At 63.7% G+C, this 20,028-nt stretch carries 21 protein-coding genes and 1 pseudogene; 7 read left to right on the plus strand and 15 right to left on the minus strand.

The annotated features are described in order from the left end of the window. Positions 1-6: 6 nt before the first annotated feature. Positions 7-2,055 carry an elongation factor G gene (locus tag AC54T3_RS13160; RefSeq protein WP_496625435.1) on the minus strand — a complete coding sequence of 683 codons (2,049 nt, stop codon included), beginning with the start codon at positions 2,053-2,055 and terminating at the stop codon, positions 7-9. 120 nt (positions 2,056-2,175) lie between these two features. Between AC54T3_RS13160 and AC54T3_RS13165 the strand changes: the two genes are divergently transcribed. Next, on the plus strand, positions 2,176-3,168 hold the full coding sequence (locus tag AC54T3_RS13165; RefSeq protein ID WP_496625399.1) for a L,D-transpeptidase family protein: 993 nt from the start codon (positions 2,176-2,178) through the stop codon (positions 3,166-3,168). On the opposite strand, the gene AC54T3_RS13170 is transcribed toward AC54T3_RS13165, so the two are convergent. Further along, positions 3,147-3,344 carry an alanine-zipper protein gene (locus AC54T3_RS13170; RefSeq protein ID WP_496625400.1) on the minus strand — a complete coding sequence of 66 codons (198 nt, stop codon included), beginning with the start codon at positions 3,342-3,344 and terminating at the stop codon, positions 3,147-3,149. The genes AC54T3_RS13165 and AC54T3_RS13170 overlap by 22 nt on opposite strands. A 181-nt stretch (positions 3,345-3,525) precedes the next feature. Between AC54T3_RS13170 and AC54T3_RS13175 the strand changes: the two genes are divergently transcribed. Further along, on the plus strand, positions 3,526-4,119 hold the full coding sequence (locus AC54T3_RS13175) for a chorismate--pyruvate lyase family protein (RefSeq protein ID WP_496625402.1): 594 nt from the start codon (positions 3,526-3,528) through the stop codon (positions 4,117-4,119). Positions 4,120-4,163: 44 nt separating this feature from the next. Here AC54T3_RS13175 and lipB read toward each other — a convergent pair whose 3' ends face one another. From lipB to AC54T3_RS13230, 11 genes are all read right to left on the minus strand, one after another. Beyond that, complete coding sequence (gene lipB, locus AC54T3_RS13180) at positions 4,164-4,826, minus strand: lipoyl(octanoyl) transferase LipB (protein WP_496625404.1); 663 nt, start codon at positions 4,824-4,826, stop codon at positions 4,164-4,166. Further along, entirely contained in the window at positions 4,816-5,097 is a 282-nt protein-coding gene (locus tag AC54T3_RS13185) for a YbeD family protein (protein WP_496625406.1), read from the minus strand. Before AC54T3_RS13185 ends, lipB begins: the two co-directional genes overlap by 11 nt. Positions 5,098-5,121: 24 nt before the next feature. Continuing rightward, on the minus strand, positions 5,122-5,982 hold the full coding sequence (locus tag AC54T3_RS13190) for a D-amino acid aminotransferase (protein ID WP_496625408.1): 861 nt from the start codon (positions 5,980-5,982) through the stop codon (positions 5,122-5,124). Next, complete coding sequence (locus AC54T3_RS13195; RefSeq protein ID WP_496625410.1) at positions 5,983-7,104, minus strand: D-alanyl-D-alanine carboxypeptidase family protein; 1,122 nt, start codon at positions 7,102-7,104, stop codon at positions 5,983-5,985. A gap of 87 nt (positions 7,105-7,191) precedes the next feature. Further along, positions 7,192-7,965 (minus strand): septal ring lytic transglycosylase RlpA family protein, encoded by a 774-nt coding sequence (locus tag AC54T3_RS13200; RefSeq protein WP_496625412.1) that lies wholly within the window; start codon positions 7,963-7,965, stop codon positions 7,192-7,194. Between the two features lie 128 nt (positions 7,966-8,093). Continuing rightward, positions 8,094-9,164 carry a lytic murein transglycosylase B gene (gene mltB / locus AC54T3_RS13205; protein ID WP_496625414.1) on the minus strand — a complete coding sequence of 357 codons (1,071 nt, stop codon included), beginning with the start codon at positions 9,162-9,164 and terminating at the stop codon, positions 8,094-8,096. Next, complete coding sequence (gene rodA, locus AC54T3_RS13210; protein ID WP_496625416.1) at positions 9,157-10,290, minus strand: rod shape-determining protein RodA; 1,134 nt, start codon at positions 10,288-10,290, stop codon at positions 9,157-9,159. The genes mltB and rodA overlap by 8 nt, the downstream gene beginning before the upstream one ends. A 15-nt stretch (positions 10,291-10,305) precedes the next feature. Beyond that, on the minus strand, positions 10,306-12,186 hold the full coding sequence (mrdA, locus tag AC54T3_RS13215) for a penicillin-binding protein 2 (RefSeq protein WP_496625417.1): 1,881 nt from the start codon (positions 12,184-12,186) through the stop codon (positions 10,306-10,308). Between the two features lie 33 nt (positions 12,187-12,219). Continuing rightward, positions 12,220-12,705 (minus strand): rod shape-determining protein MreD, encoded by a 486-nt coding sequence (gene mreD, locus AC54T3_RS13220; RefSeq protein WP_496625419.1) that lies wholly within the window; start codon positions 12,703-12,705, stop codon positions 12,220-12,222. After that, complete coding sequence (gene mreC / locus AC54T3_RS13225; protein ID WP_496625437.1) at positions 12,702-13,622, minus strand: rod shape-determining protein MreC; 921 nt, start codon at positions 13,620-13,622, stop codon at positions 12,702-12,704. The genes mreD and mreC overlap by 4 nt, the downstream gene beginning before the upstream one ends. Positions 13,623-13,674: 52 nt before the next feature. Then, positions 13,675-14,721 carry a rod shape-determining protein gene (locus AC54T3_RS13230; RefSeq protein WP_496625421.1) on the minus strand — a complete coding sequence of 349 codons (1,047 nt, stop codon included), beginning with the start codon at positions 14,719-14,721 and terminating at the stop codon, positions 13,675-13,677. A gap of 463 nt (positions 14,722-15,184) precedes the next feature. Between AC54T3_RS13230 and gatC the strand changes: the two genes are divergently transcribed. From gatC to AC54T3_RS13255, 5 genes are all read left to right on the plus strand, one after another. Then, positions 15,185-15,472: an Asp-tRNA(Asn)/Glu-tRNA(Gln) amidotransferase subunit GatC gene (gatC, locus tag AC54T3_RS13235; RefSeq protein WP_496625423.1), complete on the plus strand. Its 288-nt coding sequence runs from the start codon at positions 15,185-15,187 to the stop codon at positions 15,470-15,472. A 5-nt stretch (positions 15,473-15,477) separates the two neighbouring features. Further along, the gene (gene gatA / locus AC54T3_RS13240; protein ID WP_496625424.1) at positions 15,478-16,935 is read left to right on the plus strand and encodes an Asp-tRNA(Asn)/Glu-tRNA(Gln) amidotransferase subunit GatA; all 1,458 of its coding nucleotides are present in this window, start codon (positions 15,478-15,480) and stop codon (positions 16,933-16,935) included. An 84-nt stretch (positions 16,936-17,019) separates the two neighbouring features. Beyond that, positions 17,020-18,468 carry a sensor domain-containing diguanylate cyclase gene (locus AC54T3_RS13245; RefSeq protein ID WP_496625426.1) on the plus strand — a complete coding sequence of 483 codons (1,449 nt, stop codon included), beginning with the start codon at positions 17,020-17,022 and terminating at the stop codon, positions 18,466-18,468. A 32-nt stretch (positions 18,469-18,500) separates the two neighbouring features. After that, positions 18,501-18,668, plus strand: a complete 168-nt coding sequence (locus tag AC54T3_RS13250) for a DUF6399 domain-containing protein (RefSeq protein WP_496625428.1) — start codon at positions 18,501-18,503, stop codon at positions 18,666-18,668. A 178-nt stretch (positions 18,669-18,846) separates the two neighbouring features. Further along, on the plus strand, positions 18,847-19,269 hold the full coding sequence (locus tag AC54T3_RS13255) for a hypothetical protein (RefSeq protein ID WP_496625429.1): 423 nt from the start codon (positions 18,847-18,849) through the stop codon (positions 19,267-19,269). Here AC54T3_RS13255 and AC54T3_RS13260 read toward each other — a convergent pair. Together AC54T3_RS13260 and AC54T3_RS13265 are read right to left on the minus strand one after the other, a co-directional pair. Then, entirely contained in the window at positions 19,247-19,561 is a 315-nt protein-coding gene (locus tag AC54T3_RS13260) for a HigA family addiction module antitoxin (protein WP_496625431.1), read from the minus strand. The genes AC54T3_RS13255 and AC54T3_RS13260 overlap by 23 nt on opposite strands. A gap of 14 nt (positions 19,562-19,575) precedes the next feature. Continuing rightward, positions 19,576-19,857, minus strand: a pseudogene (locus AC54T3_RS13265) (type II toxin-antitoxin system RelE/ParE family toxin). Between the last annotated feature and the right edge of the window lie 171 nt (positions 19,858-20,028).

Consider the following 20,028-nt stretch of genomic DNA (forward strand, 5'->3'; position numbering starts at 1 on the left):
CCGCGCTTAAACGCGATCGAAGCGCTCGAACTGCATGCTGTATTGGCCGCGTCCCTGGGTCAGGCTGCGCAGTTCGGTGGTATAGCCGAGCAGGTACTCGAGCGCGACTTCGCAGCGGATGCTCGCCGAGTCATCGGCGTCTTGACTCGTCTTGGTGGCCTGTATCGCGGCGCGCCGCTGCTGCAGGTCGCCAAGCACGCTGCCGAGATTGGCCTCGGGCACCACCACGTCCACGCGCATCACCGGATGCAAGGCAACTGGCCCAGCTGCGGTCAGCGCCTTAGCCAGGGCGCGCATGGCGGCGGCTTGCAAGGCCTCCGGCGTGCTCTGTGGACCGAACAGCTCCACCTCCGCCAGGGTGACGGCGACATCGTCCACCGGCGCCCCCTGCAACACACCACTGGCCAGCCCGGCCTGCAGACCCTCCTCCAACGCCCGCTGCTGCTCTAATGAGAGTTCCGCGCCGTCCGGACGCAGCTGCGGTTGGCGCTGGATCTGGTTGCCCGCACCGCGCTCCCTGGGCGCCACCGCGACCGAGGCCCAGGCGCTGAGTTCGGGCTGCTTGCCATCGGGGCTCGCCGGGCGGCTGTGCAACTGCTCGGCGCGTGCCGCGCGGGTGATGGTCTCGCGCACCGCAACCGCCGGTCGGCCACTGCGCACGCGCTGCCCGAATTCGCGCTCGATGCGTTCGAGCACGATCTGCAGATGCAACTCGCCCATGCCGCGCAACAGGCGCTGACCGGTCTCGGGGTCTTCCTCGACTCGAAGCGTCGGGTCCTCCTGCTCGACCTTGTCCAGCACCTCGAGCAACTTGTCCTCATCGGTGCCAGCCGCCGGCTCGATGGCCAGGCTCAGCACCGGCTGGCGCGCCTCGATCCGCTCCAGCGCCAGCAGGTGCTCCGGATCGCAGAGGGTATCGCCGGTGGCGGCATGGCGCAGCCCGGCGAGGAGCACGATCTGCCCCGGCCCCGCCTCATCCAGGCGCGTCTTGCGCCCGGCATCGACATCGAAGATGCGCGCGACCTGTTCCTTGAGCACGCGGCCGTCGGCAGTCTGAAAGGCGACGCTATCGCCAACCTTGAGCCGATTGCGGTAGACGCGCGTGAAGCAATGGCGCCGCCCGTCCCACAACTGCACCTTGAACACCAGTGCCACCAAGGGCCCCTGCGCGCCGATGGCGACGGTCTCGGGCTCGCCATCCGGCCGCCGCGCGATGGCCGCTGGCCGATCGAGCGGCGCCGGCAACAGGTCCACCGCCGCATCCATGACCGGCTGCACACCGAGGTTGCGCAAGGCGCTGCCGCCGAAGCAGGGGAAGAGGCGCCCGGCGAGGGTGCCACGACGCAGAGCGGCGAGCAGGGCGTCCGGCTCGGGCTCGCCGCCGTTGAGCACCAGATCGGCCAGGGTCTCGTCGGCGTCGGCGGCGGCGAGCAACAGGGCCTCGCGCAGGTCGGCGACGGGCTCCCAGAGCGCGTCCGGGCAAGGCTCGGTCGCGATCTGCTCGCCCTGTTCGCCGCCGAACCGCAGCAGGCGCCGGTGCAGCAGATCGATGCAGGCCTGCTGATCGGCAAGCGGCACGGTCATCGCCACCGGCTCGACTCCAAGCCGCTCGCGAATTGCATCGAGCACGCGACGAAAATCGGCCCCAGGCCGGTCGATCTTGTTGACGAAGAAGAGCACGGGTAGCCCGAAGCGGCAGCGCTGACGCCAGACCGTCTCGGTCTGCGGCTCGACGCCGCGCACGCCGTCGAGCACCAGAACAACCCCATCAAGCACGCGCATCGAGCGCTCGACCTCGATGGTAAAATCCACATGGCCTGGCGTATCCACGAGCTGCAGCAGATGGTCGCGCCAAGGCGCCTTGGTCACCGCTGCGGTGATGGTGATGCCGTGATCCTGTTCCTCGGCCATCCAGTCCATGTGCGCGGCGCCGTCGTGGACCTCGCCGATCTTGTGCGAGGCGCCGGTGTAGTAAAGGATACGTTCGGTCAGTGTGGTCTTACCCGCGTCGACATGCGCGGCGATACCGATGTTGCGCACATGCGCGAGCGCCATCGGTGCTTGATCCTTTTTCTGGTTGCGAGAATGCTGACTGGACTGACTCATGAACCACCATCGACCTGAATTGAAGACGTTCTCGCCCAGGCCATCAACCGCAGAGCCTCGACAATGACGATGATGACTATCCCTTTGAGAAACGCCCGGCTCACACGTGGGCGCCCCGCCGCACAGCATCGCTGGCAGCGGCTGGCCGGCGTCATCGCCCTCCTCGGGCTGGGCGCGATGACGATCACTACCGCCGAGGCGAAGACCTATCGGCTCGTCGACCCGAGCGATAGTGTCATCGGCACCCCCTTCTATGTAAAGGCCAAAAAGGAGCATACCTTGCTCGATATCGGCCGCCATCATGGGATCGGCGTCGACGAGATGAAGCAGGCCAATCCGGATGTCGATCTCTGGATTCCCGGTGAAGGCACCGCCGTGCTGGCGCCAGATCGCCATGTACTGCCCGATACGCCGCGCACGGGGATCGTGCTCAACCTCGCCGAGCGCAGGATGTATTACTATCGCTCGGCAAACGAGATCGAGACCTTTTCGATCGGCATCGGCCGCGATGGCTGGGAGACCCCAGTCGGCAGCTATCGCATCATCGAGAAGACCGAGAACCCAACCTGGACGCCACCGGCCTCGATCCGCGCCGAATACGCCAAGCAGGGCAAGACGCTACCAGCCGTGGTGCCGGCGGGTCCAGACAATCCGCTCGGCGACTACCGCCTGCGGCTCAGCAATCCGAGCTATCTGATCCATGGCACCAACAAACCCTGGGGTGTGGGCATGCCGGTGAGTTCGGGCTGCACGCGGATGTTCCCGGAGGATATCGAGTATCTGTTCGGTCAGGTCGCGGTCGGCACCCAGGTGACCATCGTCGACCAGCCCTACAAGGTCGGATGGCTGGGCGACCAGCTCTTTCTGGAAGTAAGTCGAGCCGAGGATTCGGCGCCGCGTCCAGTGGAAGAGATTATTCCGCTCTCTATCGCGAATGCCGAGGGTGTGGAGATCGATTGGGACGAGGTCAGGCGGGTACAGCAGGAAAATACCGGCTTCCCACAACTGGTGGGAAGCCGGCGGGGCTCAAAGAGCTGGCATCACTTCGACATGATCTTCTGATACATGCGGTTGACGCGGTCCTCGTTGGCCTCGCAGCAAGCCTGAGCACCATTGGCTGCGTCCATCGCGGCCTGAGCCATATCACGAGCCTCCTGGTCGGTGGCGCAGCCACCGAGCAACGATGCGCTCAGCAGCGCGGCAGCGGACAGGGAGGCGAGCTTAAATGTTTTGGTCATCGGAAGTTCTCCATATTTGAGTTTGCCAGACGGCAGCTGATTTATATCACAGACCGAGGGCGCTTTTCGCACCCTTGTGCGCCGAGGTTAGCAGAACCAAACAGCGTCTTGTGATTGCCACTCAGGCGCTCATCGTCCAGTATCAGGCCCAAACAACAGGGTTTAGAAGAGAGCATCGGAATTGGTTGACCGCTACTATCGCCGCCCGTTACCCAACAGCGGTCCACATCCTTTTCGTTGTCAGGGATTCGTCCGCGACGGCACCATTGCCACCCAAGGCGGCGCACCGCTGCCCATCGCCTCCCTGCCGCCCTTCTTGCGTGCGTTGCTGGTCACGGACGGCACCGTGACCAAGGCGCTGGAGGCCTATTTCTGGGAGCCAGTGGTCGTCGACACGCTGCGCCAGGAGTTCATTGAGGCGGCCGCCGATATGCCCTGGATCGAGGTCGACCCCGGCGATCAGGTCATGGTGCGCGAGGCGTTGTTGCGCGGCAGTGACAGCAACAAGCACTATGCGCGCGCCTTCTCGGTGATCCGCTCCAGGCTCATCCCGGCCTCGTTCAGGGAGCGGCTGATCAATCGCGAGATCGGCATCGGCGTCTTGATCCGCGACAGCGGCTTGGAGAGTTTTCGCGAAGTGATGGAGGTCGGGGTCGAGCCCGAGTCAGCCAGTGGCGAGCAGGCGCTGTTTCGGACCTATCGCATCATCATCGACGGCCAGCCGGTGATTCTGATCAGCGAGATCTTTCCGCTCGCGCTCTATCTATCCGCCTGAGCCGCCCTGGCGGAATGCGCTCGACGCGATTCCAGATCAGCCGCTTAGGCGGCGCCCTCGGCAGCATTGCTGTCGCGGCCAAGAGGACGGCCCAGCAACCGGCACAGGTGAGCCGCGAACTGGTCGCCGGCGGCCTGGACGCCGATGCGGCCACCGTGATCGCACAGCCGCGTCACCGCCAGCCCAGGGTAACCGCACGGGTTGATGCGCCCGAACGGAGCCGGATCGAGATCGATGTTCAGCGCGATACCGTGATAGCTGCAGCCATGACGCACACGCAACCCGACCGAGGCGATCTTCGCCGCCCCCACGTACACGCCGGGCGCATCGGCACTTGGCTGGGCGAGAATCGCGTGCTCGGCCAAGAGGTCGATGACCGCCTGCTCGAGCAAATGGACCAACTGCTTGACCCCGAGCCGGGAGCGCTTCAAGTCCAACAGCAGATAGGCCACCAGTTGACCGGGACCATGATAGGTCACCTGGCCACCACGGTCGCAGTGGATCACCGGGATCGGGCCAGGGTCCAGGACGTGCTCCGGTAAACCGGCTTGCCCGAGCGTGAACACCGGTGGATGCTCCAGCAGCCAGAGTTCATCCTCCGTGCCCGCATCGCGGGCGTCGGTGAAGGCGCGCATCCGCGCCCAGCGCTCGGCGTAGTCGCAGCGCCCGAGCCAGCGTACTCGTAGCGGCAGCGGCTCAGAAGGCACAGGTGATCTGCTCGTGCGCGGACAGCTCGCGGTAGATGGCATCCAGTTGGTTCTTGCTGCGTGCCTCGATGACCACCGTCACCGAGACCCAGCGACCATTGCGGCTTGCGCGCGAGCGCAACGCATCCTTGCCCGTGTCCGGCGCATGACGCTCGATGATCGCACCGAGGATGGCTTCGATGCCATCCTCGGTGCGCCCCATCGCCTTGATCGGAAACGCGCACGGGAAGCGCAGTAGGGTTTCGTCTTGGTTCGGGGTTGGATCAGCCATACGCGTCTCCTGCATTCGCAACGCTCAGACCGCCGCGCAGCGCAGATCGGCCTTGAAGGCTTGATAACGTGCATCGATGCGCCGCCACAGCGGGCCGGGACGCCCTGAGCCGAGAGGCTTGCCATCGAGTTGGGTCACCGCCAGCACCTCGCGGGTCGAGCTACTGATCCAGACCTCGTCGGCCTGGTGCAGCTCCTCGAGCGCGATGTCGCGTTCCTGGATCGGCAGCTTCTCGGTCCTCGCCAGCTCTAGCACTAGATCACGCGTGATCCCGGCCAACAGCAAGGGGCCCTTGGGCGGCGTGATCAGTTGCCCATCGCGCACGATGAACAGGTTACTGGTCGAGCCCTCCAGTGCCAGACCATCGCGCACCAGGATGGCCTCCTCGGCACCCGCCTCTTGCGCCGACTGGCGCAGCAGCACGGCAGCGAGCAGCGAGGTCGACTTGATATCACAGCGCAGCCAGCGGATATCGTCGCGCGTCACCACCGCGATCCCGGCCTCGACGACAGCCGGATCACGCGCCTTCATCGGCTTGGCCATCGCCATCACCGTCGGTGAGGGCTGCGCCGGAAAACGATGATCGCGCACTGGGGCTGCACCGCGCGTCACCTGCAGATAGAGCGCCTGATCGGCATCCGGCTCAGCGGCGAGCAGGCGGGTGAAGATGCTCGACCATTCAGACAGCGACAGCGGCGCTGGCAGCCCGATCCCGCGCAGGCTGTTCTCGAGCCGCCGCAGATGCTCGGCGGCGCGCAATGGGTGCCCGGCGTAGGCCGGAATCACCTCGTAGACACCGTCGCCGAACAGGAAACCGCGATCCATCACCGAGATCATCGCCTGTTCAGGCGCGACGAAGGCACCGTTGAGATAGATCGTGTTCATCTAAAACAGCTTCAGCACCGAATCAACCGCCTGGCGCAGCAGGCCACCGCGCTCCACCGAATCGAGCGCCACGGCCGGCTGACGCTTGATGACCTCCGCGTCCAATAGCAAGACGATCTCGCCCACCTGTTCGCCATCAGCGAGTGGCGCCTCGAGCATCGCCTGCGGTTCGAGCTGGGCCGAGAGGGCATCGAAGCGCCCGCGTACCATGGTGACGACCACCTCGGTGGCCGGTCCCACCGTCACCGTCGACGGATCACCCGACCAGACCCGCAGCACCTCAAGCGGCTCGCGCGCCGCATAGAGGTGATGGGTCTCGAAGAAGCGGAACCCGTAGTTCAACAGCGCCAGACTATCGGCGACGCGTGCGGCGTTGCTTTCGGTACCCATCACCACCGAGATCAACCGCTGACCCTCGCGCTTTGCCGACGAGACCAAACAGTAGCCTGCGGCCTGGGTATGACCGGTCTTCACGCCGTCCACGCCCACGCCCTTGTCGAGTAAGCGGTTGCGGTTGAACTGCCGGATCCCCTGCCAGGTGAACTCGGGCTCCGAGTACCAGCGGTAGTACTCGGGGAATTCGCGGATCATCGCCGTGGTCACCAACGCGATATCCTTGGGCGTGGTGAAGTGCTCGGGGCCGGGCAAGCCGGTGGCATTGGTGAAATGCGTCTGCGTCATGCCGAGCCGTTGCGCATGTTGGTTCATCAGGCCAGCAAAGCTCGCCTCGCTCCCGGCGATATGCTCGGCCAGGGCGACGCTGGCATCGTTGCCGGACTGGATGATCATGCCCTTGAGCAAATCCTCGACCGCGACCTGATTACCGATCTCGATGAACATCTTCGAGCCTCCGGTGCGCCAGGCCTTCTCGCTGATCAGCACCTGATCATCGAGGGCGATGTTGCCATCAGCCAGCTCGCTGAAGATCACATAGGCGGTCATGATCTTGGTCAGGCTCGCGGGCTCGAGACGGGTGTCGGCATTCGCCGCCGCCAGCACCGCGCCGCTGTCATGATCGATCAGCAGATAGCCTTCGGCGCCCAGATCCGGTGGCGGTGGAGACTCGGCCCGAACCGTGACGACAACCAGGCTGGCCAGGAGGATGGAGATGATGTAACGCATGGACGGGAGTTTACCTGCTCGCGGGAACCTCGGCACCCGCATCTGAGGGTGTTGCGCTTGCGATCCTTGGCTTCCCAATGCGATGGATCAGGGGGTGATGATGAGCGGCTTGTCGAGGCCCAAGGCCGTCAGCCGACGGCCGAGCGCATCGGCATCGGAGGTTGAGCGCAGCGGCCCAACCTGAACCTTATATAGCGGCGCCAGCACGCCATCGGCGAGCGGCGCTTTCACCAGCACCGGGGCATCCAGGGTCGAGACGAGCCGGCGCCTCAATTGTTCCGCATTACCCTGGCTGCCGAAAGCGCCAACCTGGAGATACACGTTGTTGCTCGCCGGGCGCGCTTGGGGAACATTTTTGGGGGTTGCGGAGGCCAAGCGCAACAATGTCTTCGCATCCGTGCCATGATCGCGCGGATCGATCGAGCGGACCTCGACCCGTGCCGTGCCCGCATTGACCATATCCAGGTGCTTGGCGGCGGCATAAGAGAGATCGATGATGCGACTGCCGACGAACGGCCCACGGTCGTTGACCTTCACCACGGCCCGACGGCCATTCTCAAGATTGGTGACCAGCGCGTAGGTCGGCAATGGCAGCGTCTTGTGAGCCGCCGTCAGCCTGTGCATGTCGTAACGCTCGCCGCTCGAGGTCTTGCGGCCATGAAACTTCTTGCCGTACCAGGAGGCCCGTCCTGTTTCCACATGGTTGCGGCTGCTGGCCTTGGTGTAATAGCGCCGACCAAACACCACGTAGGAGTCCATGTTGCCATAGCGCGACTTCGGCTCGGCCTTGGGCATGGCCTCAATGGCGATGTCGCTCGCCGAACGTGCCGGCGTTTTGGAGGTGCTTCCGCAGCCTGCCATCAGCATGATCAATCCACACAGAAGGCCAAGCCTCAGCGCCACGCAGAGGACGCCACCAACAGGCGCACGGCCGTGTCGCCTCTGGCACTGGTGGTCCACCGTCCCAGGCGTGCTTCGCATCGCCACGGTTACTGATCCAACCCCGCAATCGCCCGGCTCAGCACATAAGCGGCCAGCGCATACAGGTTGCTGTGGTTGTAACGGGTGATCGCATAGAAGTTATCCAAGATTACCCAATACTCGGGCCCCTCGCGATCGAGTTCGATCAGCGCGGCGCGGGCATTTGGGTTCAGCGTCGCGGCCGGTTCGACGCCGGCTTGTTCGAGCCGAGCGACGCTGAGGCGCGGCACGATCGGTCGTTTCCCGCCGACCTCGATCCCATCCGCAAGTGGCTGGCGCAGGCTGGCCGGCGAGGCGATCGGCTCGCCGGCCAGCCATCCGTGCTCGGAAAGGTAGGCTCCGACACTGCCAATCACATCGGCATCGCTGTCCCAAAGATCACGCCGCCCGTCACCATCGAAATCGACCGCGTAGGCGCGATAGCTCGAGGGGATGAACTGCGGCTTGCCGAGCGCGCCGGCATAGGAGCCGCGTACGGCGCGGGGGTCAATCGCCTCTTCACGCGCGAGCAACAGGAAGTGCTCGAGTTCCTTGCGAAAGAAGGCCGCGCGCTGCGGATAGGCGAACCCCAGCGTGCTCAACGCATCGAGCACGCGATGTTGGCCAAGGGTCGCGCCGTAATTGGTCTCGATGCCGATGATCGCGACGATCACCTCGGCCGGCACGCCATAGGTCTGTTCAGCTTGGCGTAGCAAGGGCGCGTGTTCAGCCAGGAAACGCCGCCCGCCGGCAATGCGCTCCGGCGTCACGAACAGCGCCCGGTACGCCCCCCATGACTTGCCCTCGTAGGGCCGGTCCATGGCGTCGACGATCGCTTGTTGATAGCGCGCGCCCTCCAGGAGCGCCCTCAGCTCGACGCGCTCGAAACCATGTCGCGCGACCATCTCGTTGATAAAGGCCTCGCGCTCCGCCGCATAGCTCGCAGGCACGGCGGCCTGGATCGGCAGCGGCGTCAATAGGAGCCAGGCCAGCAGCGCGGCGGCAACCGTGGTCAGCATGGCTGGGAGCGGCGTGTTGGGCATTCCAAGGGCAACCTTGCTCATCGATTCGACCTTGAGTATAAGCGCGAACTCACTCACTTTGAAGCAATTTCCGTCGCGTTTGCACCGACATCAGGATGCCGAAGCCCAGCATCAGGGTCACCAACGAGGTGCCGCCATAACTGATCAGCGGCAGCGGAACCCCCACCACCGGCAGCAACCCCGTGACCATCCCCATGTTCACGAACAGGTAGACGAAGAAAACGATGGTGACCGACCCCGCCAAGAGTCGGCTGTAGGCATCCGCCGCCTGCGCGGCAATGCTCAGCCCGCGCAGGATCACCGCGAGGTAGAGCAGCATCAAGACGATGACCCCCGACAAGCCCAGCTCTTCCCCGAGCACGGCAAAGATGAAATCGGTCGAGCGCTCCGGCAGGAATTCGAGTTGCGACTGAGTGCCCCCGAGCCAGCCCTTGCCATGCAGCCCGCCGGAGCCGATCGCGATCTGCGATTGAATGATGTGATAGCCGGCGCCCAACGGATCGGAGCCTGGGTCGAGAAAGGTCAGCACGCGGCGCCGTTGATAGTCGCGCATCAGCGACCAGGCCAAGGGGGCCGCCGCCGCCACCAGCACGCAGAGCCCAATGATCAGCCGCCAGCGCAAGCCGGAGAGAAAGAGTGTCGTCAGCCCCGCGCTGGCGACCAATAAGGCGGTGCCGAGATCCGGCTGCTTGGCGATCAACAGCACAGGCAGCGCGATCAACAGACCGGCGATCGCGATATCGAGCAGGCGCGGTGGCATGGGGCGCATCGACAGATACCAGGCCAACATCATCGGCAAGGCCAGCTTGAGGATCTCGGAGGGCTGAAAGCGGACCACCCCCAGATCCAGCCAGCGCTGCGCGCCCTTGCTCTGCTCACCCACCAGCAGCACCGCCAGCAACAGCGACAGCCCAAACAGGAACAGCGGCAAGGACCACCGGCACAGCACCACCGGCGGCACCTGGGCGATCGCGATCATCAGCAAAAAAGCGATCCCCAGGCGCAACAGTTGTCGCTCGAGTTGCTCACCGGACTGTCCGGAGGCACTGTAGAGCACCATCAGCCCCAACCCACAGATCAGCAACAGCAACAACAGCAGGGGCAGATCGAGATGCAGCCGCGCCAGCAAGTCACCGTCGAACACGCCGGAATCGCGATCGATACGGAGCTTATGCGGTGCCACTGCGCGTCACCATGATTACTCGGAGGCCGTCTCGTCAGCCTGATCGGTGGACGCGGGCACGCGCTGATCGAGCAGCCAGCTATCCATCACGGCGCGCGCGATCGGCGCCGCCGTTGCGCCGCCATGACCGCCATTCTCGACGATGACGGCCACCGCGATGCGCGGATTCTCGATCGGCGCAAAACCGACAAACAGGGCATGATCGCGCATGCGCTCGGCCACCTCGGCCTCGTTATAGGTCTCGTTCTGGCCCACGGTGAACACCTGCGAGGTGCCGGTCTTGCCGGCAATCCGATAGTCTGGATTGCGGATACGGCTTGCGGTGCCACGCCGACCTTCGACCACGTTGGTCATCGCATCGACAATGACCTGCCAGTGCGCCGGATCCTTATCCGGCAGCGCTCGAGGCTTCGCGTCGGTCGGCTCCAGGGGCGCGCCCAGGCTGGCCCGGGTCGCACTCACCAGGCGCGGCTGCATGTAGATGCCGTGATTGGCAACCGCCGCCGTGGCCGCCGCCAGTTGCAGTGGTGTGGCCAGAAAGGCGCCCTGACCGATGCCGACGATCAGCGTCTCGCCCGGAAACCAAGGTTGGTTGCGCGCCCGTCGCTTCCACTCCGGCGACGGCAACAAGCCGCCCAGCTCCCCGGCGATATCGACCCCGGTGGGCTCACCGAAACCAAACTCGGCCAGATGCGTCTTCATGCGCTCGATACCCATGTCATGGGCGAGGCGATAGAAGTAGACATCGCAGGACTGCACGATCGCATCCTCCATCGCCAGCGTGCCATGCCCGCCACTGCGCCAGCAGCGATAGCGATGCGAATGCCCCGGCAGTTGAAAATAACCGCCACAGTATTTGCCTTCGCGCGCCGTGGCCACCCCGCTCGCGAGCCCGGCCAGGGCGATGAACTGCTTGACCGTCGAGCCCGGCGGATACTGGCCGCGAATGGCCCGATCATAGAGCGGCCGATCGATATCATCGCGCAGCGCCGCATAGGCCTTGAAGCCGATACCGCCAACGAAGGGATTCGGATCGTAGCTCGGCGAGCTGACCATCGCCAGCACGCCGCCGGTCTCGGGCTCGATCGCGACCACCGCGCCACGCCGATCGCCAAGCGCCGCCGCAGCATCGCGCTGTAGGTCCAGATCCAAGAACAGATGCAGATCGCGCCCAGGCAAGGGCGTCTTCTCCTCGCGTCGCTCCAAGATCCGCCCACGCGCATTGACCACCACCTGTTGATAACCGACATGCCCATGCAGCCAGGCCTCATGGTACTTCTCGACCCCAACCTTACCGATATACGCGCTGCCGGCATAATCGGAGCGGTCGATCTGCTCGAGTTCTTGCTCGTTGATCCGGCCGACATAACCGACTACATGCGCGGTATGCACGCCCTGGGGATAGGAACGCGAGAGTTCTGCGGCGATCTCCACGCCCGGAAACCGATGGCTTTGCACGGCGAAACGGGCGCGTTCGACTTGACTGAGATCGAGCCGGATCGGCACGCCTTCAAAGCGGCGGCGCTGCGGCAACAGCCGCCGGAACCGCTCGCGGTCCAGCTCCGAGATCGGCAATAGCTCCGACAGCTCGGTGATCGTCGAGGCGAGATCGTCGACCTTCTCCGGCTCGATGGTCAGCGCATAGGACGGCAAATTATCCGCCAGCAAGACGCCATCGCGATCATAGATAAGGCCGCGGGTCGGCGGCATCGGCTGGATCTTGATCCGATTATCGTCGGAGAGCGTCGTGAAGTGCGCATGGCGCACTACCTGCAGCTGGAACAGCCGCATCCCGATCAGCACCAGGCTGAGCACCACCAAGACCGCCAGAAAGAGCGCGCGGGTGCGAAACAGGCGTTTCTCACCGCGTCGATCGGCGAAGACTTCTGCAAGCATCGTTTTGACTCAATCCGTGGTGTCAGCGCTCACTCAGGCCATGCCCGCAGACATCCGCAGCCGATCCAGCAAGGGGCTGAGCCAGGGCCAGAACAGCAAGCCGACAAAGGTTGGCAGCCAATAGGCCAGGGTGGGCGTGGGCTGGCCGGTCGCCCCCAAGACCCAAAGCGAGAGCAGGCGCTCGACCAGCAGCAAGAGCCAAATCGCCACCGCCTGCTGCCAGAGCGGAAACGCGCGGATGCGCCGGTGCAATTCGCCCGCCAGATAGGCCACCACCGACAACGACAAGGCATGCTCGCCGAGCAACGCGCCCGAGACCACATCGTGGGCGATCCCGACGGCAAAGCCGGTGAAGATGCCGAACCGGGTGGGCATCACCAAGCACCAGTAGATCAAGATCAGCGTCACCCATTGCGGGCGGTAGTCATCCGCCCAGGACGGCATCGGGACGATGGTCAAGGTCAGTGCAATGATCAAGGTCAGGGCGGCGAAAACCCCCTTGCGCGGGAGCCCACTCACGAGCGGTCCCCTGGCTGCTCCAGCGCACCCACGGGCGGAACCGAGATGAGCTGGTTATCAATGGCCTGCGCGGAGGTATTGGGCGCGACTTGCACCGGCTCGACCGTCCACACCAGCAGCACCTCGTGGCTGCGATCCAGGCGCGCTGTCGGCTCGGCATTCACCGTGGCGAACGAGCTATTCGGATCATCGGCGACCTCGACAATACGCGCGACCGGGTAACCGGCGGGAAACACCCCGCCCATGCCGGATGTGACCAGAAGATCCCCCACGCGCACATCGGCATTCTTCGGCAGATGCGGCAATCGCAATTGGTTGACCAGACCGGTACCGGTGGCAATGGTGCGCAGCCCATTGCGGTTGATCTGCACCGGTAAGGCATGATCGGCATCCGTGATCAACAGCACGGTGGCGGTGAGCGGATTGGCGATCACGACTTGGCCCATGACGGCATTGGCATCGAGCACCGGCTGCCCGACATAGACCCCCGAGGAGGTGCCCTTATCGACCAACACCTGCTGTCGATAGGGATCGAGTTCGACCTGCAACAGCTCCGCGACCAAGACCCGATCGCTGACCTTGAACGAGGAACCGAGCAGATCCCGTAACCGGCTGTTCTCCGCCTGCAGGGCGAGATAGCGCTGCATGCGCCCCTTCAAGGCCAGGTTTTCATGCTCGAGCAGCGCGTTGCGCTCGCGCAGATCGGCCTCGGTCGCGAAGCGGCTGTCGAGCGTTCGCGCGAGCTGGCTCGGCTGCGAGGCCAGCCAATGGACCGGATAGGCCACCACGGCGAGCGTCGAGCGCACCCAGGAAAGATGTCGATCGCGCGCATCGGCAAACATCAGGCCAAACGACAGCAACACGGCAATCATCAGCCGCAGCAGCGGCGCTGGCCTACGATCGAATAACGTGTTGATAGCGAAGAACCTCCGCGTCGCCTAAGCGAGCAATTCGGCCGCGCCCTCGCACTCATTCCACCGAGAACAGATCCAGCCCCCGTTGGTCGATCATTTCCAAGGCCTTGCCGCCGCCGCGCGCCACGCAGGTGAGCGGATCCTCGGCCACCACCACCGGCAGCCCGGTCTCCTCGGCGATCAGGCGATCGAGATCACGCAGCAGCGCACCGCCGCCGGTGAGCACGATCCCACGCTCGGCGACATCGGCGCCCAATTCCGGCGGCGTCTGCTCGAGCGCATTCTTGACCGCGCTCACGATACTATGCAATGGCTCCTGCAGGGCCTCCAGGATCTCGTTGCTATTGAGCGTAAAACTGCGCGGCATGCCTTCGGCGAGATTCCGCCCCCGCACCTCGATCTCAAGCATCTCATTGCCGGGAAAGGCGGTGCCGATCCGATGCTTGATGCGTTCGGCGGTAGCCTCGCCGATGAAGGTGCCATAATTGCGCCGCACATAGTTGATGATGCTGTCATCGAAGGTATCGCCGCCGATCCGCGCCGAGTTCGAGAACACGATGCCGTTCAGCGAGATCACCGCCACCTCCGAGGTGCCACCACCGATATCCAGTACCATCGAGCCCTGCGGCTCATCGACCGGCAACCCGGCACCGATCGCGGCGGCCATCGGCTCCTCGATGAGATAGACCTCCCGCGCCCCCGCGCCGGCGGCGGACTCCTTGATCGCCCGTCGCTCGACCTGGGTCGAGCCGCTGGGCACGCCCACCAGCACGCGCGGACTGGGGCGGATCAGCCGACTCTCATGCACCTTGTGGATAAAGTACTGGAGCATCTTCTCGGTCACCGTGAAGTCGGCAATCACACCGTCCTTCAAGGGCCTAATCGCGGTGATGTTCTGCGGCGTACGCCCGAGCATCATCTTGGCTTCCTCGCCCACCGCCGCCACCGACTTACGCCCGCCATCGTGTTCGTGGCGAATCGCCACCACCGAAGGCTCGTCGAGCACGATGCCCTGCCCGCGGATATAGATCAGCGTATTGGCGGTTCCGAGGTCGATCGACAGATCGTTCGAAAACAGCCCTCGGATACGTCTCAGGAACATGGATAGCTCACTCCAGCGTGTACATGCGCAGCGCGCCGGTCAGCGGCACGGGAACTTGGTGCGGCGCAAAATAGAGGGCACCAAGTAGTGATAAGGGGTTGATCGAGTGAAGTCCCAGCGGACTCGGCGCCGAGAAGATCGCATCGAGCACGGGCCTCGGGGAATCAGCTGATGCATGGGCGCGTGTAGGCGAGACCTAACCGGTCGACGCAGTCAAAGGGGAACAAGGCGTGTTCTTGACGGGATTTCCACGAGAATAATCGCGTCTAATTTAGCAACGACGCCTCCCACGAGCAAGCGGATCATCGGTGAGCGCAACGCCTGCCGCCTGCGCACCCAGGATTGCTTGTGGTAATTTGATAGCAGAAACAGGTTTCGGCCGGACGGCTCGAGCGCGCCGAACCCAAACCCGCATGGCACCCGCACGGCACCATCTCAACCAGCTTGCGAAGCACCTAATATTATGGCCCTCGACACCAGCGACGTCGGCAAGATCGCGCACCTCGCCCGGCTCGACGTGAAGAATGACGAACTCGATCACTTCAGCGCCGAACTCAGCAACATCCTCGACCTGGTCGAACAGATGCGCAGCGTCGACACCAACGGGGTCGAGCCCATGGCGCACCCGCTGCACATGGCACAACGGCTGCGCGCCGATCGCGTCACCGAGACCAACGAGCGCGCGCACTTCCAGCAAATCGCACCCCAGACCGAGGACGGCCTCTACCTGGTGCCGAGGGTGGTCGAGTGAGCGCCATGCACGAGCAATCGATCACCGCCCTCGCCGCCGCGCTGCGCGCGCGCGAATTCTCCGCTCGTGAGTTGACCGAACATTATCTCACACGCATCGAACAGCTCGACGCGCGCATCAACGCCTATATCACGGTGACCCCCGAGCAGGCGCTGACCGCAGCCGAGCGCGCCGATCAGCAGCTCGCCGCTGGCACGGCGGGACCGCTGACCGGCATCCCGATCGCCCACAAGGACATCTTCTGCACCAACGGCGTCAAGACCAGCTGCGGCTCGCGCATGCTCGATACCTTCGTCGCACCCTATGACGCCACCGTCGTCAAGCGCCTGCAGGCCGCCGGCACGCAGATGCTGGGCAAGACCAACATGGACGAGTTCGCGATGGGCTCGTCGAATGAGACCAGCTTTTTCGGCCCGGTACGCAACCCATGGGATCGCGAGCGGGTTCCTGGAGGCTCTTCAGGTGGCTCAGCTGCGGCGGTCGCAGCGAGACTATGTGTGGCGGCCACAGGCACCGACACCGGCGGCTCGATCCGCCAGCCGGCGGCCTTCTGCGGCATCACCGGCATCAAGCCGACCTACGGACGCTGCTCGCGCTGGGGCATGATCGCCTTCGCCTCCAGCTTGGATCAGGCCGGTGTGCTCGCCCGTAGCGCCGCCGATGCCGCGCTGGTGCTACAGGCGATGGCCGGCTTCGACGAGCGCGACTCGACCAGCGCCAACGCGTCGGTGCCGGACTATAGCGCTCAGCTCGAGGACGAAATCGCCGGCCTCAAGATCGGCCTGCCGAAGGAATACTTCGGCGAGGGACTCGACCCAGGCGTCGCCGCCTCGATCGAGGCCGCGATCAAGGAGTACGAAGCACTCGGCGCCAGCGTGCACGAGATCAGCCTGCCCAATGCGCCCCTGTCGGTCCCGGTCTATTACGTGGTTGCCCCGGCCGAGTGCTCATCGAACCTTGCCCGCTTCGACGGCGTGCGCTACGGCCATCGCTGCGAGGCGCCGAAGGATCTCGAAGACCTCTACAAGCGCAGCCGCGCCGAAGGCTTCGGCACCGAGGTCAAACGCCGAATCATGATCGGCACCTATGTGCTCTCGGCCGGCTACTACGACGCCTACTACCTCAAGGCCCAGCAGCTGCGGCATCTGATCAGCGACGACTTCCGCCGCGCCTTCGAGCAGGTCGATGTGATCATGGGCCCAACCACCCCGAGCACCGCCTTTGCGCTCGGCGCCAAGCGCGACGACCCGGTCGCGATGTACCTGAACGACATCTACACCATCGCCACCAACCTGGCTGGCCTGCCCGGCCTTTCGATCCCGGTCGCGCCAGCCGACGGCATGCCGGTTGGACTGCAGCTGATTGGAGACGTCTTTCAGGAAGGACGACTGCTCAACATCGCCCACCGACTGCAGCAGGCCACCGATTGGCACCGGATGACTCCCAGCCTCGCCGCCGCCTGAGCCCACACTCGAGCCCAAATCCGAACCCAGCGAAGCAAACGCTGCGGAACTGCCGTTAACAGCCATCTACTCGGAATCGACCGCGTGCGCATCAGCATCTCCAGCGGCAATCGGCTGATCCTGACCCTTGGGGCGATCCTGGTTGCCGGTTTCCTCGCGGTCAACCTCTACAGCCTGCGCGTCTCCAGTGATGCGCTGCGCGAGCTGTTGGTCCGCAACACGCTGCCGCTAACCAGCAACAACATCTACTCCGACATCCAAGAAAGCCTGCTGCGGCCAATCTATATCGCCTCGCTGATGGCGCACGACACCTTCCTCATCGACTGGATGACCAGCGGAGAGCGCGATCCGGAGCAGGTCAAGCGTTACCTAAAAGCCATCCAGGAGAGATACGACGTCTTTTCCGCCTTCGTCGTCTCCGACCTGAGCCATCGGTATTACCATTTCGACGGCATCCTAAAAACCGTCTCACCGACATCAAGGAAGGATCAATGGTTCTTCTCGATGCGCTCGCACCCAAGCCCCTATCGGGTCGACATCGACACCAACGAAGCCGCCAAGCATCGGCTGACCATCTTCATCAACCACAAGATCCAGGATCACGAAGGACACTACCTCGGCATCACCGGGTTGGGGCTCGAAGTCGCGACCATGTCGAGCTTGATCGCCGAGTACAAGGAGCGCTACGACCGGGACATCTTCTTCGTCAACAGCATCGGCATTGTCCAGAGCCATGTCCAAAAAACACTGATCGGCACGGCCAATATCAACGAAAGGGAGGGTATTCGCGCTGTCGCCGACCAGATTCTCAGCGGCGAGCAAGGGTCGCTACGCTACACCGGACCCGACGGAACCGTCTTCGTTCGCTACCGCTATATTCCCGAACTCGACTGGGTCTTGATCGTCGAGCAGCTCGAGCGCAGTGCCCTCGCCTCACTGCGCACCGCGTTCTATCGCAACCTCGCGGTCAGCGCCGGCATCACTCTGATCGTGCTGTTGATCAGCGCCTTTAGCGTGCACCGCTTCCAGACGCGGCTCGAGCGCATGGCGACCACCGACAAGCTCTCGGGACTCTACAACCGAGAAAGCTTCGAGACACTCTACAAACAAGCAATCGCGCATGCCGAGCGCCACCAACGGCCGCTGTCGCTGCTGATGTTCGACATCGACCGCTTCAAACATATCAACGACCAGCACGGCCACCTGGCCGGAGACGCGGTGATCAAGCAGGTCGCCAGCCTCGCCAAAGGTCGGCACCGCGGCATCGACCTCGTCGCCCGTTGGGGCGGCGACGAGTTCGTGATGCTGCTCAGCGACTGTACGATCGCTGACGCCCAGCGCTTGGCGGAGGCGCTCTGCCGCGACGCCCGTGAGTCAATCGATGTCCCCGGCTGCAACCGGGCCGTCACGCTGAGTATTGGCGTCGTCGCTTACCACCCAGGCGACACCCTCGACGAACTCCTCGCGCGCGCCGACGTCCTGCTCTATCAGGCCAAGGCGGCGGGGCGTGATCAGGTGGTGGCCGACTCCTAGTCTTGCTCTGGCCCGTCGCCTAAGGTCCATCCTTGTTCAGTACGCTACACAACTTCCCGATCACGCGCCCCGATGGCACCACGGCCGCCGAGCGCTTCTTCGCTCAGCCCCACCCCTCGTTGTTCGAGCAGGTGCTCGAGCGCATGCCATGGCCGGCCCGACCGGCGCGTCGACGACCGCGCCCGGCAAGGCAAGCCTGACCTCACTCTTGTGGCGGCTTAGCAACAGTAGACCAACCCACTGGAGGCCAGTTTCTTTGCGTCTTTCTGTGCTTGCTTGGTGTATAGCCATTCGTCTTATCAGTTCGGCAAAGCCCGCCCAGTTGTAGTTGCGCCGCTGACTGCGGCGATTCAGCTCTCGGTAGAGCATGCGAGTGACATGATAGAAGAAGTCACCCAGGCTTTCATCCTTGATAAAATAGGGCTTTACCAACCAGGCGTTGTTCTGACCGTGACCGAACTCGACGCTATCAAGGCCAACACCGCCGAGCGCGTCGAACTGCTCGCGCGCCTGCGCGAGACGTTCCCGGTGCAGCCGCTGGCCTCCCTGCTCGCCGACCGCGAGTTCGTCGGGCGCGCCTGGGTTGAGGCGCTGCGTGAGCAGCAGATCCCGTTTCGCCTGCGCCTGAAGGCCAATGGGCGCATCCGCCGCTGCCGCTCGGGCGAAGAGGCCCCGCTGCTGCGCGCGTGTCAAGACCTGCGGACCCATGAGCAACGGGGGCAGCGCTTGTCCGCGTTGGCTCTGGGGGCAGCCCCTGTACCTGAGCGCCAAGCGCCTGTTATGCAGCATGTAGCGGCTTGATCCGATCCACTTCTTCCTTGACCGACTGAGCCGCCGCCCAAAGATCAACAGATCGCTGCGCATTCAGCCAGAATTCTGGAGAGTTACCAAACAAACGGGCAAGCCGAAGCGCCATTTCAGGACTGACAGCACGACGCTCACGCAGTAGTTCATTAACTGACTGGCGAGAGACACCCAAAGATTCAGCCAACCCCGTAACCGTCAGGCTATAGTCCGGCAGAAAATCCTCTCTCAGCATCTCACCAGGATGAGTCGGCTTGCGCTGCATGCCGGCAGTATTTGGAATAGCCATAGTCATCACCTCACTCAGTGGTAGTCACAGACTTCGACCTCATACGCATCGCCATCCTCAAAACGAAAACAGATACGCCATTGATTATTTATTGAAATTGCGTGCTACCCCTGTCTGCTTCCCGACAGTGGGTGAAGACGATTGCCGGGCGGCACTTTCAGATCCTCCAGCTGAATGGCCAGATTCACGTATTCAAGTTTTCTGGCGGCTCTCGGTGCAACATCCGCAGGGAATTTCTTTGACCTGCCTGTGGAGTAAAGCTCTCGAGTTCGTTTATCAGCGAAAGATTTGATCATGCAGCAAATTGTATTGCGTCACGTGACGCATGTCAACATAGCTTGGTAGTGACTGCATAACGTTAAAGCTGTGCGGCGCAAACGAAGCGCAGCGTAGTTTGCGTCCGAACGAGCGCCTCGTGTACGCCCGGCCTGGGCATGAACTGATGGGGTGAAAGTCCCCTGTGGGAG

Source organism: Halochromatium sp. NSM3, assembly GCF_059621085.1.

Bases quoted from the DNA above. Each gene is read 5' to 3' on its own strand.
- AC54T3_RS13160 (WP_496625435.1), bottom strand. From the start codon at position 2,055: ATGGCGCTCGCGCATGTGCGCAACATCGGTATCGCCGCGCATGTCGAC.
- AC54T3_RS13165 (WP_496625399.1), top strand. From the start codon at position 2,176: ATGATGACTATCCCTTTGAGAAACGCCCGGCTCACACGTGGGCGCCCC.
- AC54T3_RS13170 (WP_496625400.1), bottom strand. From the start codon at position 3,344: ATGACCAAAACATTTAAGCTCGCCTCCCTGTCCGCTGCCGCGCTGCTG.
- AC54T3_RS13185 (WP_496625406.1), bottom strand. From the start codon at position 5,097: ATGGCTGATCCAACCCCGAACCAAGACGAAACCCTACTGCGCTTCCCG.
- AC54T3_RS13190 (WP_496625408.1), bottom strand. From the start codon at position 5,982: ATGAACACGATCTATCTCAACGGTGCCTTCGTCGCGCCTGAACAGGCG.
- AC54T3_RS13195 (WP_496625410.1), bottom strand. From the start codon at position 7,104: ATGCGTTACATCATCTCCATCCTCCTGGCCAGCCTGGTTGTCGTCACG.
- AC54T3_RS13200 (WP_496625412.1), bottom strand. From the start codon at position 7,965: ATGGCAGGCTGCGGAAGCACCTCCAAAACGCCGGCACGTTCGGCGAGC.
- mrdA (WP_496625417.1), bottom strand. From the start codon at position 12,186: ATGCTTGCAGAAGTCTTCGCCGATCGACGCGGTGAGAAACGCCTGTTT.
- AC54T3_RS13230 (WP_496625421.1), bottom strand. From the start codon at position 14,721: ATGTTCCTGAGACGTATCCGAGGGCTGTTTTCGAACGATCTGTCGATC.
- gatC (WP_496625423.1), top strand. From the start codon at position 15,185: ATGGCCCTCGACACCAGCGACGTCGGCAAGATCGCGCACCTCGCCCGG.
- gatA (WP_496625424.1), top strand. From the start codon at position 15,478: ATGCACGAGCAATCGATCACCGCCCTCGCCGCCGCGCTGCGCGCGCGC.
- AC54T3_RS13255 (WP_496625429.1), top strand. From the start codon at position 18,847: ATGATAGAAGAAGTCACCCAGGCTTTCATCCTTGATAAAATAGGGCTT.
- AC54T3_RS13260 (WP_496625431.1), bottom strand. From the start codon at position 19,561: ATGGCTATTCCAAATACTGCCGGCATGCAGCGCAAGCCGACTCATCCT.